Below are 12,742 nucleotides of genomic sequence, written 5' to 3'. Positions count from 1 at the left end.
TTCATAATCGCGAATTCATTTATTCCCGCCAGGAGAGAATCATGACCCATGTTTCCGGCCGCCACTTTCTGCAAATCCCCGGCCCCAGCCCGGTGCCCGACCGCGTATTGCGCGCCATGTCGGCGCAGGTCATCGACCACCGCAGCCCGGAATTCGCGGAACTGGGCCATGCCGCGCTTTCAGCGATCAAGACCATCTTCAAGACCCGGCAGGATGTGGTGATCTTCCCGTCCTCGGGCACCGGCGCATGGGAAGCTGCGCTGGCCAACGTCCTGACCGAAGGCGACCGCGTCCTGATGTATGAAACCGGCCATTTCGCGACGCTGTGGAAAAAGATGGCCGAAAAGCTGGGCATCCGCGCCGAATTCATCGGTGGCGACTGGCGTTCGGGTGCCGATGCCGACCAGATCGAACAGCATCTGCGCGCCGATACCAACCACGAAATTAAGGCGGTCTGCGTCGTCCGCAACGAAACCTCGACCGGTTCGGTGTCGCCCATCGCCGATGTGCGTCGGGCCATGGATGCGGCGGGTCATCCGGCGCTGCTGATGGTCGACACGATTTCGGGCCTTGCCTCGGTCGATTTCCGTTTCGATGAATGGGGCGTCGATGTCGCGGTGTCGGGCAGCCAAAAGGGGCTGATGCTGCCGCCGGGGATCAGCTTCAACGCCGTCAGTGCCAAGGCGCTTGCGGCGTCCAAGGCCGGCGGCACCCGTCGGTCCTATTGGGACTGGCAGGACATGATCGGCATCAACGCGACCGGCTATTTCCGTCATGCGCCCGCGACGAACATGCTTTACGGGCTGGTCGATGCGATCAAGATGATCCACGAGGAAGGGCTGCAAAACGTCTTTGACCGCCATCAGCGCCACGCCGCCGCGACCCGCGCCGCCGTCCGCGCATGGGGGCTGGAGGTCCTGTGCAGCCGTCAGGGCCATGAAAGCGGCGTCCTGACCACGGTCGTCATGCCCGAAGGCCATAGCGCCGACCAGTTCCGGGCCAAGGCCCTGCATCACTACAATATCTCGCTTGGCAGCGGGTTGTCGAAAGTCGCCGACAAGGTGTTTCGCATCGGCCATCTGGGCGACATCAACGACCTGACCCTGATCGGCGCCCTCAGCGGGGTCGAGATGGCCTTGGGCAAGGCGGGCGTGCCGCATGACAAGGGCGGCGTCGCGGTCGCGATGCAATATCTGCAGGACACGCCCGCGCCCGGCATCGACGCCTGACCCCTGTGCGCCCCGCCCGAAATCACCGATGCGATGCGCGCGGGGCGGCAGGGTCGAATGCGTCCGGCCGGTCTCGGCACGCGGAAAGGCCTGCCGGGGCTGGTCGATGCGGAAACGGATATCGCCTGACAAAAGCCGTCATGAGACGGCGCTGGATCGTGGCATCGCGCGGCGGTCCAGTTCTGACAGGGCGCGACGATCTCGACATATTGATAAGGCATTGAAATGACACTGACCTTGAATATGGCCCGGAAACTGGCCGATCATTGTCTGCTGCGCGCAGGTGAACTGGGGCTGAAGCCGCTGACCGTGGCGGTGCTGGACGCGGGCGGTGCGCTGGTCGTGCTGCTGCGTCAGGACGGCACCAGCCTGTTGCGCGCGGAAATCGCGCAGGGCAAGGCGCGCGGGGCCGTCGCCATGGGGCTGGGGTCGCGCGCGCTGTTCAATCGCGCGCAGGAACAGCCCTATTTCATCCAGTCGATGAATGCGCTGGCCGACGGCAGTCTGGTCCCGGTGCCGGGGGGCGTGCTGATCCGCGATCAGGGGGGCATCATCGGCGCCATCGGCATCACCGGAGATTCCTCGGACAATGACGAGGCCTGTGCCGTCCATGCGATCGAAGCTTTGGGACTGTCCGCCGATCCGGGCTAAAGGAGTGCTGAAAACAGGCTGGCGCGTGGCAGGACGGCAATGCTAGAGTCCGGATGCGTCTTGACGGTGCAACAGACGGTGCAACAGGCGGGGGGCCTGCAAGGGGTTCAGGGCATTATTGTATGAACTATCTGTCAAACACGACGAAGGACCTGCGACGAAAATCCCTGCACGAAGAGCTGACCCAGACTCTTCGTGACCTGATCATTCATGGCAGCCTGCCGCCGGGGGTGAAGGTCCCGGAAAAGGATCTGTGCGACGCCTGTTCCGTGTCGCGCACCCCGTTGCGAGAGGCGCTGAAAGTGCTGGCCAGCGAGGGGCTGGTGGTGCTGGAACCCAATCGCGGCGCGCGCGTCAGCCTGATCACCCCGCAGGACATGGACGAGGTTTTTCCGGTCATGGGCGCGTTGGAGGCGCTGGCCGGGGAACTGGCCTGCCGCAATGTCACCGACGATGAAATCCGCGAAATTCAGGCGCTGCATGACGAGATGCTGGGCCATTATCGTGGCGGTGATCTGGAAAGCTATTTCAGCGTCAACCAGCGTATCCACGAAGCTGTTCTGGACGCGGCCCGCAATCCGACACTGACCACGCATCACCGGGCGCTGTCGGCGCGCGTGCAACGGGCGCGCTATGTCGCCAACACCACCCCGGCACGTTGGGCGCAGGCGGTGCAGGAACACGAAGATATCATGACCCATCTGCGCGCCCGCGATGGCGACAAGCTGGCGCAGGTGTTGCGGCTGCATCTGGAAAACAAGCTGACGGCGATCAAGCAGTTCCTGGGACGTCGGGGCGGCGTGACGGGCGGCTGATCCTGCTGGGCCAAGCGCGTTCGGCGTCAAACTGAATTCATTTTATTCGCATTTGCGCTTGGCTTTGTGCCGCGATATCCTTGGCTATGGTCTAAGGGGGTGCGTCAGATGAGCGATCCGGATGTGGAAATCGGCGCGCTTGAGCGTTTGGGCACCCTGCATACAGAGCTTTTGCCGCAGTTGCGCGATTATGTCGTCGAGGGGCCTTTGGCCGACGGCGCGCGCATCCCCGAGCGTGAATTATGCGAGATGTTCGGCGTTTCGCGCACCCCCCTGCGCGAGGCGCTGAAGGTTCTGGCCTCTGAGGGGTTGATCGAATTGCTGCCCAATCGCGGCGCGCGGATCAGGGCGCTGACCCCTGCCGAAGTTGGCGAGCTTTTCGATCTGATGGGCGGGATGGAGGCCCTGGCGGGACGTCTGGCCTGCGAAAGAATATCTGACGAAGAATTTGACAAGATTGAGAAAACTCACGGAGAGATGTATTTCCATTTCCTTCGGGGCGAGCGGCCCGGCTATTTCGCCTGCAATCAGCGGATCCATGAGCAGATCTTTGCATCGGCGGGCAATTTCGCGCTGTCGTCCATGGCGCGGACATTGCAGGGCAGGTTGCGCCGTGTCCGCTATGGCGCGAATGTCGATGAGCATGGCGAACGCTGGAGCGAGGCCGTTCGAGAACATGAGCTGATCCTGGATGCCTTGCGCCGCCGCGCGGGTGAAGAATTGGCCGGGCTGCTGTTTCAGCATCTGCGCAGCACCAAGGATGCGGTTCTGCGCAAATTGGCGCCATGATCGCGTTCATTTATTCCTAGCCAACATAAATATTGAATTCATTTCTTGTCGCTGCTAGCCTCGATCCGGTAGCGCCGGAGGGGGATTTGCGCTGCGCAGGGGGACATGCCCATGCGGTTCTTGCCGGTCGCTTTGCGGCGGAATGCGCAGGGCCGCGGTCTTTCAGCCCCATACCCTTGTTTCAGGCCAGGCCCGACGGACCGCCCGCCGCGCCACGCAGATAGAAAGTGCAGGCAGATGACCCGACCCGACACGCAGCGCATTCCACCTGCCGCACGTAGTCAGGCCCGCGATCAGGCATTCGAGCGCGCCTTGTCCAACGCCTTGCAAGGTGAAACGCGTTTCGACAGCTTTACGCGCGGGCGTTATGCGACGGATGCCTCGATCTACCAGATCATGCCGAAGGGCGTGGCCTTTCCCAAACACGAAGACGATATTGCGGCCGCCTTGCAGGTCGCGGCGGAACATGGTGTGCCGGTGATCGCGCGGGGCGGGGGCACCTCGCAGAACGGGCAGCCGATTGGGCGCGGGCTGATTCTGGATATGTCGCGTTATTTCAATGGCGTGACCGATTATGACCCGGCGGCGCGGACGGTGCGTGTCCGGCCCGGCACGGTCCTGAACACGCTGAACGACATGCTGCGCAAGGATGGTCTGTTCTTTCCGGTCGAACCCTCGACCGCCTCGCGCTGCACGATTGGGGGGATGTGCGGCAACAACTCGTCCGGGGCGCGGTCGCTGCGGTTCGGCAAGACGGTGGACAATGTCATCGCCATCGACGCGATGCTGCATGACGGCGAACGGCTGTCACTTGGCGCGGGGCCGCTGTCGAACGGGCTGACGCCGCACAGCCGCGCCATGATGGAACGGCTGACCGATCTGGCCCGGCTGCATCGCACCGATATCGAGACGATTTTCCCGAAGGTCCAGCGCCGCGTCGGCGGCTATAATCTGGATGAATTGCTGCCCGATGCCCCGAACTACGCGCATCTGCTGGTCGGGTCCGAGGGGACATTGGCCCTGACCACCGGCGTCACGCTGAAACTGTCGTCCCTGCCGAAACACCGCGTCATGGGCGTCTGCCATTTCCCGACCTTTCGCGACGCCATGGAAACGACGCAGCACATCGTCGCGCTGGACCCTGTCGCGGTCGAGCTGGTCGATAACAATGTGCTGGTTCTGGGCGCTGATATTCCTTTGTTCGTCAAGACCTTGGGCGATATCACCCGGGGCCGGCCGAACTGTCTGCTGCTGGTCGAATTCGCGGGCGACGATCTGGATGCGCTGCGCGGCGACCTGAAGCGGCTGGACCAGTGCATGGCCGATTACGGCTTTCCCGACGCCGTGGTCGAGGTTGTCGAACCTGCCCGCCAGAAACCCGTGTGGGAGGTGCGCGAGGCCTGCCTGAACATCATGATGTCGATGAAAGGCGACGGCAAGCCTGTGTCCTTCATCGAGGATTGCGCCGTGCCGCTGGAACATCTGGCCGATTATACCGATGGCGTGACCGAGGTTTTCAGCAGGCATGGCACGGTCGGGACATGGTATGCCCATGCCTCGGTCGGCTGTCTGCATGTTCGCCCGATCCTGAACATGAAAGACGCCGACGGCGTGCGCAAGATGCGCGCCATCGCCGAAGAAACGGCGGAATTGGTCAGGCGCTACAAGGGGTCCTATTCCGGCGAACATGGCGACGGGATTTCGCGTTCCGAATTCGTCGAGCCCCTGTTTGGCGCCCGGCTGACCCGCGCCTTTGAACGGGTCAAGGATGAATTCGACCCGCATAACAGGTTGAATCCCAACAAGATCGTCCGTCCGCTGAAAATGGATGACCGCAGCCTGATGCGCTATGGCCCCGGCTATCAGGTGCAGCCTTTGAAACCCGCGCTGGACTGGTCCGAATGGGGCGGGTTCGGCGGCGCGGTCGAGATGTGCAACAACAACGGCACCTGTCGCAAGCTGGCCGGGGGCACGATGTGCCCGTCCTGGCGCGCGACCCGCGACGAACAGCACCTGACGCGGGGCAGGGCCAATACGCTGCGGCTGGCGATTTCCGGGCAGCTTGGTCCCGACGCCTTCACCTCGCCCGAGATGAAGGCGACGATGGATCTGTGCGTGTCCTGCAAGGGCTGCAAGCGCGATTGCCCGACCGGCGTCGACATGGCGCGTATGAAGATCGAATTCCTGCACCATTACTACGGCAGGCACGGCCTGCCTTTGCGTGAAAGGCTGATCGCGCATCTGCCGCGATATGCGCGTTTCGCCAGCCTGATCGCACCGCTTTTGAACCTGCGCGACCGCATTCCCCTGATGGCCAGACTGTCGGAAAGGATGCTGGGTTTCTCCGCGCAGCGCACGCTGCCGGAATGGCGCAGGCCATGGCGCGAGGATCGCAGCCCCGCGCGTCCCGATGATGTGCGGGGCGATGGCCGCGATCTGGTCCTGTTCGGCGACACCTTCAACCGCTATTTCGAACGCGAAAATCTGGAAGCGGCCGAGCGTGTGCTGACCGCCGCCGGTTACCGGCTGCACCGCGTCCAGCCCGCGGGCGGCAGCCGTCCGATGTGCTGCGGCCGGACCTATCTGGCCTCGGGGCAGACGGATGCGGCGCGGGCGGAATCGCAGCGCTCGCTGGACGCCCTGCGCCCCTTTGTCGAACGCGGCGCCCGTGTCGTCGGGCTGGAACCGTCCTGCATCATGAGCTTTCGCGACGAAATGACGGCATTGTTGCCACCGGACCAGACCGATTTCATCCAGGGCAAGGCGCTCTTGCTAGAGGAACTGCTGGCCGCCGACATGGCGCAGGGCAGGGTGCAATTGCCGCTGGCCGATCAGGGCGGGCGCATCGCCCATCTGCATGGCCATTGCCATCAAAAGGCCTTTGCCGCGATGGGGCCTGTCGAAACCATCCTGCGCAGCGTACCGGGGCTGGAACTGAAGGTCATCGAAAGCTCGTGCTGCGGCATGTCGGGCGCCTTTGGCTATGCCGCCGAAAACATCGAGGTGTCGAAGAAAATGGCCGAACTGTCCTTGCTGCCCGCTGTGCGCAAGGCCGGGGATGGGGACCTGATCGTCGCGGATGGGACAAGCTGCCGTCACCAGATCCACGATGGTACGGGGCGACAGGCGATCCATGTCGCCCGCGTGCTGGATCAGGCGCTGCAACGCTAGGTCGCGGGTTTCGCAGGCTCCTCATGCCTCGGTTCGGGCAGGGGGGACGTGGATATTGGGGCGGCATTCGTGGCCGGTCATGACGCGGCGGGGCGGGTCCAAAGCGCGGGGATGGCTTTTTAAGTATTTCAATAATGAAAAATTGTATACTTATTGTCGGTGGATTACAGTGGAGCCGTGGGCTGCGGCCATACCGCGATAACCCGATCCTCAAACCGACGGAGTGTCAGATGTCCGAAAACGCGCCAGATTCCGTGGTTGCCATTGGCGCAGGTCAGGCGGCCAGCCAGTTGGCGATCAGCCTGCGTCAGGGCGGTTACGCGGGGCGGATCGTTCTGATCGGCGACGAGCCTTTTTTGCCCTACAGCCGCCCGCCGCTGTCCAAGGCCTATTTCAAGGATGGCCAGCCCGAGCGGCTTTTGCTGCGCAAGCAGGATTTCTACGACAAGAACGCGATCGAGATCCGCACCTCTGCCCGCGTCGTGTCGATTGACCGGGACGCGCGGCAGATCCGGCTGGCGGGGGGAGAGGTCGTGGATTATGGCCATCTTGTGCTGGCGACCGGCGCGCGCAACCGGGTGCTGTCCATTCCGGGCGCCGATCTCGCCGGGGTGCTGATGCTGCGCGGGCTTCAGGACGCCGACCGGATGCGGTCGCTGGCCGGCAGCGCGCGCCATGTCGCGATCATCGGCGGCGGCTTTATCGGGCTGGAGGCGGCGGCGGTGTTCCGTGCGGCAGGGCTGCGGGGCACCCTGCTGGAGGCGGCAGGGCGGCTGATGGCGCGCGCGGTTTCGCCGCAGGTGTCGGATCATTTCCTGTCCCTGCATCGCGCGGCGGGGGCCGATATCCATCTGCAAGAAACCGTCCGGCGCATCCTGCCCGATGCCGGTGGCAAGGTCGCGGGTGTCGAACTGGGCTGCGGCACCATTGTCGATGCCGATGCGGTGCTGATCGCGGCGGGCATCGTGCCGAATGACGATCTGGCGCGGGATGCCGGGCTGCGGATCGACAACGGCATCGTCACGGATTGCTTCCTTGCGACCAGCGATCCGGCGATTTCGGCGATTGGCGATTGCGCCAATGTCCAACATGGTCCGGATGGTCCGCATCTGCGGCTGGAATCGGTTCAGGCGGCGGTCGATCAGGCGAAAAACCTTGCCGCGCGCTTGCTGGGCCAGCCTGAACCTTATCGCAAATCCGCCTGGTTCTGGAGCGATCAGGGCACGGCCAAGCTGCAGATCGCCGGGCTGCGCCACGGCGCCGACCGTTTCGACACCGGCGCCGATCCGGATGCGGGCAAGCTGATCGTGCGCAGCTATCGCGGCGACCGGCTGGTCTGCGTCGAAACCGTGAATATGCCCGCCGAACATATGCGCGCGCGCCGCGATCTGGAAAGCGAAACGGCCCCGGCGTAACAGCACGTCAACCATGAAGAAAACGGCCCGAGGCGATGCCTCGGGCCGTTTTGCGTTGCGCAAGCGGTCAGTGGCCGCCGGTCCCCATGTAATGCGCCAGAATGTCGTCATTATGCGCCAGCTCGCTGCTGCTCCCCTGGGTGACGACGCGGCCATGTTCGATGACATAGGCGCGGTCCGAAAATTGCAGCGCCTTGCGGGCATTCTGTTCGACCAGCAGGATCGTCATCCCGTCCTGACGCAGCCGGGCCAGCGCGTCGAACACCTGCTGGACGATGACCGGAGCCAGCCCAAGGCTGGGTTCGTCCAGCAGCAGGATGTTCGGCCCGCCCATCAGCGCCCGCCCGATGGCCAGCATCTGCTGCTGGCCGCCCGACAGCGAACCCGCCATCTGTTCGCGCCGTTCATCCAGAATCGGGAACAGGCGATAGACGTCGCCAAGGTCATGGGTCGGCGCGCGGCCGTGCAGGGCATTCGCGCCGACCATCAGGTTTTCCAGCACCGACATGTCGGGCAGAACCTGCCGGCCTTCGGGCGATTGCAGCACGCCCATGCGCGAAATCGCCCGTGCGGGCTTGCGCACCAGTTCCACCCCCTCGACCTTGATCGAGCCTGCGGTCGGCGTGACGATGCCGCTGATGCAGTTCAGCAGCGTCGATTTGCCCGCGCCATTGGGGCCGATCAGCGCCACCATCTCGCCCTTGGCGATGTGCAGCGACACACCGTCCAGCGCGCGGATCCCGCTGTAAGAGGCGTGGATGTCGTCAATGGAAAGCAGCATCATTCCTCCCCCAGATAGGCGGCGATGACGGCGGGGTCGGCGACCACGTCGCGGGGCTTGCCCTCGGCGATCAGGCGCCCGCCGTCCAGCACATAGACGTAATCGCACAGCTCCCGGACGAAACGCATATTGTGTTCGATCAGCAGGATCGCCTTGCCCTCATCGGCAAGGCGGCGAAAGATCCGGCCCAGATGCAGCGCCTCGACATCGTTCATCCCGGCGACGGGTTCGTCCAGCAGGATCAGGTCCGGATCGGTCGCCAGCGCGCGCATCATCTCGACCTTGCGCTGATGGCCATAGGCGAGGCTGCCGGCATGGCTTTGCGCATGTTCGGTCATGTCGAACCGCTCCAGCAGGGCCATGGTGCGGCGGCGCAGTTCGGCATCCTCGCGCCGTGATGAGGGCAGGCCCAGAATCGCCGACAGCAGCGAACAGGTTTCATGGCGGTGATAGCCCACCATGACATTGGCCAGAACGCTGGCCTCTTTTTGCAGGCGGATGTTCTGGAAGGTCCGCCCCATCCCGGCGCGTGCCACCTTGTCGGCGGCATCATGCGAGATGTCGCGCCCGCCGAACATCACCTTGCCCGAACTCAGCGACAACATGCCGGTGATCAGGTTGATCAGCGTCGTCTTGCCCGCGCCGTTCGGCCCGATCAGCCCGGTGATCCGGCCCGCAGGAACCTGCATCGACACATCCCTCGACGCGGTGACGCCGCCAAAGTTTTTGTTCACCTTTTCAAGAACAAGATCGGTCATCCCTTCACCTCTGCCTGACGTGTCGCGGATTGTGCCGCCGTGCTTTTGCGGTTTTCGCGCCATGCGATCAGCGTGTCGACGATGCCGCGCGGCATGAAGTTCATCATCACCATCAGGATCAGGCCGTAGATCATGATCCGCGCATCCGCCAAAGGCCGCGAGATTTCGGGCAGCGCGATCAGCAGCGCCACGCCGACCAGCGGCCCCCAGACACTGCGCCGACCGCCAAGGACGACATAGGACAGGATGACGATGATCAGGTGGAAGCCGAACTGATTGGGTTCGATGGCATAGGAATGCAGCGCCTCCAGACTGCCGAACAGCCCGGCGATCAGGCCGGAAATCGCATAGGCGATGGTCTGGGTGCGCGTCGCGTTGATGCCAAGCGACACGGCCATGCCCTCATCCTCGCGCACGGCGTCGAAGGCCCGGCCAAGCGCGTGAGCGCGAGATGGCGAACATCACGTAAAGGGTCGCCGCCGTGCAGATCAGCAGCGTCCAGGTCCCGGCGATTTTCGGGATGCCGGAATAGCCCATGGCGCCGCCGGTGATGTTTTCGGCATACAGGTTCGACGACAGCACGATCTGGACAAAGGCCAGCGAGGCAATCGCCTGATAGACGCCGCGCAGCCGCGCCAGCGGAATGGCCAGCAGCATGCCAAAGACCAGCCCCATGAAGGCGCCTGCCGCCAGCGTGACCGGCAGAGGCAGGCCATACTGGACGGTCAGGATCGCGGCGGTATAGGCGCCGATCGCCGACAGGCCGATATTGCCGATGGAAAAGGCACCGGCGCGCAGCACGATATATTGCGAATAGGCGAAACCCAGATGGATCAGGAACAGATCGAACAGCGGGCGGAAACTCAGCAGGCTTTCCATCAGCGACGCCCCCGCAAGACGCCCGCCTCATCCTTGCCGAACAGCCCGTTGGGGCGCAGCAGCAGGACGACGAACAGCAGGCCGAAGATGATGATGTCGGACAGGCTGGCCGACAGATAGGCGATGCTCAGCGTTTGCAGCACGCCAAAGCCAAGCGAGGCGACCAGCGCCCCGGCAACCGACCCAAGCCCGCCCAGAATCACCACGACAAAGCCGCGCAGCAGAAAGGGATCGCCCATCATGAAATGGATCGAGTTGAAGGCCAGCCCGACCAGCACCCCGGCCGCACCGGCCAGCATCCCCGACAGCATGAAGGTCTGGAAATAGATCGCGCCGGGCCGGATCCCCGACAGCAGCGCGGCGCGTTCGTTCTGCGCGACCGCGCGGACCTGACGGCCAAAGGCGGTCTTGTACAGATACCACGACATCACGCCGACCAGCACCAGCGCCAGCAGCGCGATGGCCAGTTGCAGCGCCGAAACCCGCAGCCCCCAGAACGAAAAGATGATGATCGGAAAGGTGTCGAAGGGAAAGCGCAGCACCTGCGTCCTGGACAGGATCTGCGCAATCGACACCAGCACCAGATTGGCGCCGATGGATGAAATCAGTGCGCTGAATTCGACCTCGCCGCTTTGGCGCAGGCGGCGAAAGGCGGTGACTTCGATGATGACCGACACCAGCCCCGCGCCGATCATCGCCAGAATGAAGGCGACCCAGATCGGCAAACCTGCCTGAACCGAATACAACCCGATGAATGCCCCGGTCATGAAGATGCCGCCATGGGCCAGGTTCATGATCTTGTGTATGCCGAAAATCAGGGTAAAGCCCAACGCAAACAATGCGTAGACGCCGCCGATTATCAGCCCGTTCACAACTTGCTGCAAGAACACAAACCTCTCCTCCCTTGGTGGTTGCGATGCGGATTCCTGTTCTTATAATTCATGGGAGCATATTTGTGTATACAATAACTGGTGTAATGTGTTTTTTTATACGAGGCGAATCAAACGCCGCTGTGGTGACGCTGCTGCATCTGCCGTAGCCGCCAGCAGCCAAGGGGCGCAGGCCCGATCTGGGCCCGAACTGGGGAGGAACAGGAATGACAATCAGGGTGTTCATGGCGGCGCTGGCCGCAACCACGGCATTCACGCCGATGGCTTTCGCCAAAGAGGTGAAGGTCGCGATCATCCAGTCGCTGACCGGCAGCCCGGCCTTTATCGGGCGCGGCATCGCCGATGGCGCGGTCATGGGGATCGAGGAAATCAACGCCAAGGGGTTGGCCGGCGAAGGCGTCACCATCACCTATACGCTGGATGACGACGCGGGCGAACGCGGACAGGCGCTGTCGCTGCTGGCCCGGCGCGCGGCCGATCCGACCAATCTGGCGATCATCGGGCCGACCACCGGCGCAATCGGCCTGGCCGCCGCGGCCGCCGCCAATGACCTGCAGATCCCGGCCTATATCCAGTCGAACAATGACGCCGTGCCGGGCGCGGGGCCGTGGTCCTTCCCGTTTTCGCAATCCCCGGCCATCGCCACGCCGCCCATCGCGATCTATGCGGCGGAAACGCGCGGGGTAAAGAAATGCACCGTCGTCAGCGTCTTGGACAACGAGGCCTATGTCGCCATGGCCAATGTCTTCATGAACACGGCCAAGGAACACGGGGTCGAGGCATCGCTGGAAGGGGTGAAGCTGGCCGATATCGACTTTTCCGCGCAGGCGGTGAAGGTCGCGCAAAGCGATATCGACTGCATGTTCGTGGCGACGCCCGCCGCGCTTGGCGCCAATCTGATTATGCAGTTCAAACAGGCCGGGCTTGATCCGGCGGTGCAGATCTTTGGCCTGCAATCGCTGGCCTCGCCCGAATTCCTGAACACCGGTGGCGGCGCGGTCGAGGGCGTCACGGTGATCGGCGAATGGACGCCGGGCGGGTTCAACGACGAATCCCGCGCCTTTGCCGAAGCCTACAAGGCCCGCACCGGGGTCGAGGCCGACAACTGGGCGCCGCAGGGCTATTCGACGATGCTGGTCTTTGCCGATGCGCTGCGCCGCGCCGGGCCGGATGCGACGCGCGAAGAGCTGCGCGACGCGCTGGCCTCGATCAAGGATGTGCCGGTCGTCGTGGGGCAGGGCACCTACAACTTTACCGAAGATCGCGCCGCGAATTTCGGCATGGGGATCCTGACCGTCAAGGATGGGCAATTCGTCCGTCCCGACGATCTGTAGTCGCAGCGATCCGACATGATGCGGGCGGGC

General features: G+C 63.6%; 12 protein-coding genes. 7 read left to right on the top strand and 5 right to left on the bottom strand.

The window, feature by feature from the left end:
* Positions 1-41: 41 nt before the first annotated feature.
* The 6 genes from PE067_RS19430 to PE067_RS19405 all read left to right on the top strand — a co-directional run bounded on the left by PE067_RS19430 (position 42) and on the right by PE067_RS19405 (position 8,070).
* Positions 42-1,229, top strand: a complete 1,188-nt coding sequence (locus PE067_RS19430; RefSeq protein ID WP_276191386.1) for an aminotransferase class V-fold PLP-dependent enzyme — start codon at positions 42-44, stop codon at positions 1,227-1,229.
* A gap of 225 nt (positions 1,230-1,454) precedes the next feature.
* Entirely contained in the window at positions 1,455-1,880 is a 426-nt protein-coding gene (locus PE067_RS19425; RefSeq protein ID WP_276191385.1) for a heme-binding protein, read from the top strand.
* Positions 1,881-2,002: 122 nt separating this feature from the next.
* The gene (locus tag PE067_RS19420; protein WP_276191383.1) at positions 2,003-2,695 is read left to right on the top strand and encodes a GntR family transcriptional regulator; all 693 of its coding nucleotides are present in this window, start codon (positions 2,003-2,005) and stop codon (positions 2,693-2,695) included.
* Positions 2,696-2,803: 108 nt separating this feature from the next.
* The gene (locus tag PE067_RS19415; protein ID WP_276191382.1) at positions 2,804-3,484 is read left to right on the top strand and encodes a GntR family transcriptional regulator; all 681 of its coding nucleotides are present in this window, start codon (positions 2,804-2,806) and stop codon (positions 3,482-3,484) included.
* A gap of 237 nt (positions 3,485-3,721) precedes the next feature.
* Positions 3,722-6,655, top strand: a complete 2,934-nt coding sequence (locus tag PE067_RS19410; RefSeq protein WP_276191381.1) for an FAD-binding and (Fe-S)-binding domain-containing protein — start codon at positions 3,722-3,724, stop codon at positions 6,653-6,655.
* 230 nt (positions 6,656-6,885) lie between these two features.
* Positions 6,886-8,070 (top strand): FAD-dependent oxidoreductase, encoded by a 1,185-nt coding sequence (locus tag PE067_RS19405; protein ID WP_276191380.1) that lies wholly within the window; start codon positions 6,886-6,888, stop codon positions 8,068-8,070.
* 67 nt (positions 8,071-8,137) lie between these two features.
* Here PE067_RS19405 and PE067_RS19400 read toward each other — a convergent pair whose 3' ends face one another.
* Genes PE067_RS19400 through PE067_RS19380 form a run of 5 tightly spaced genes read right to left on the bottom strand, consistent with a single transcriptional unit; the run spans position 8,138 to position 11,378 of the window.
* On the bottom strand, positions 8,138-8,851 hold the full coding sequence (locus tag PE067_RS19400) for an ABC transporter ATP-binding protein (RefSeq protein ID WP_276191378.1): 714 nt from the start codon (positions 8,849-8,851) through the stop codon (positions 8,138-8,140).
* On the bottom strand, positions 8,851-9,609 hold the full coding sequence (locus PE067_RS19395) for an ABC transporter ATP-binding protein (RefSeq protein ID WP_276191377.1): 759 nt from the start codon (positions 9,607-9,609) through the stop codon (positions 8,851-8,853). Before PE067_RS19395 ends, PE067_RS19400 begins: the two co-directional genes overlap by 1 nt.
* The gene (locus PE067_RS19390; protein WP_276191376.1) at positions 9,606-10,007 is read right to left on the bottom strand and encodes a branched-chain amino acid ABC transporter permease; all 402 of its coding nucleotides are present in this window, start codon (positions 10,005-10,007) and stop codon (positions 9,606-9,608) included. Before PE067_RS19390 ends, PE067_RS19395 begins: the two co-directional genes overlap by 4 nt.
* A gap of 4 nt (positions 10,008-10,011) precedes the next feature.
* Positions 10,012-10,488, bottom strand: coding sequence for a branched-chain amino acid ABC transporter permease (locus tag PE067_RS19385; RefSeq protein WP_276191375.1), 477 nt, complete (start codon positions 10,486-10,488; stop codon positions 10,012-10,014).
* On the bottom strand, positions 10,488-11,378 hold the full coding sequence (locus PE067_RS19380; RefSeq protein ID WP_276191374.1) for a branched-chain amino acid ABC transporter permease: 891 nt from the start codon (positions 11,376-11,378) through the stop codon (positions 10,488-10,490). Before PE067_RS19380 ends, PE067_RS19385 begins: the two co-directional genes overlap by 1 nt.
* Before the next feature lie 206 nt (positions 11,379-11,584).
* On the opposite strand from PE067_RS19380, the gene PE067_RS19375 reads away from it, so the two are divergent.
* Positions 11,585-12,712 (top strand): ABC transporter substrate-binding protein, encoded by a 1,128-nt coding sequence (locus PE067_RS19375; protein ID WP_276191373.1) that lies wholly within the window; start codon positions 11,585-11,587, stop codon positions 12,710-12,712.
* Positions 12,713-12,742: the final 30 nt, after the last annotated feature.

The sequence above is a fragment of the Paracoccus sp. DMF-8 genome (assembly GCF_029309835.1).
GTDB lineage: Bacteria > Pseudomonadota > Alphaproteobacteria > Rhodobacterales > Rhodobacteraceae > Paracoccus.
This window is presented reverse-complemented; position numbering and strand designations above follow the sequence as displayed.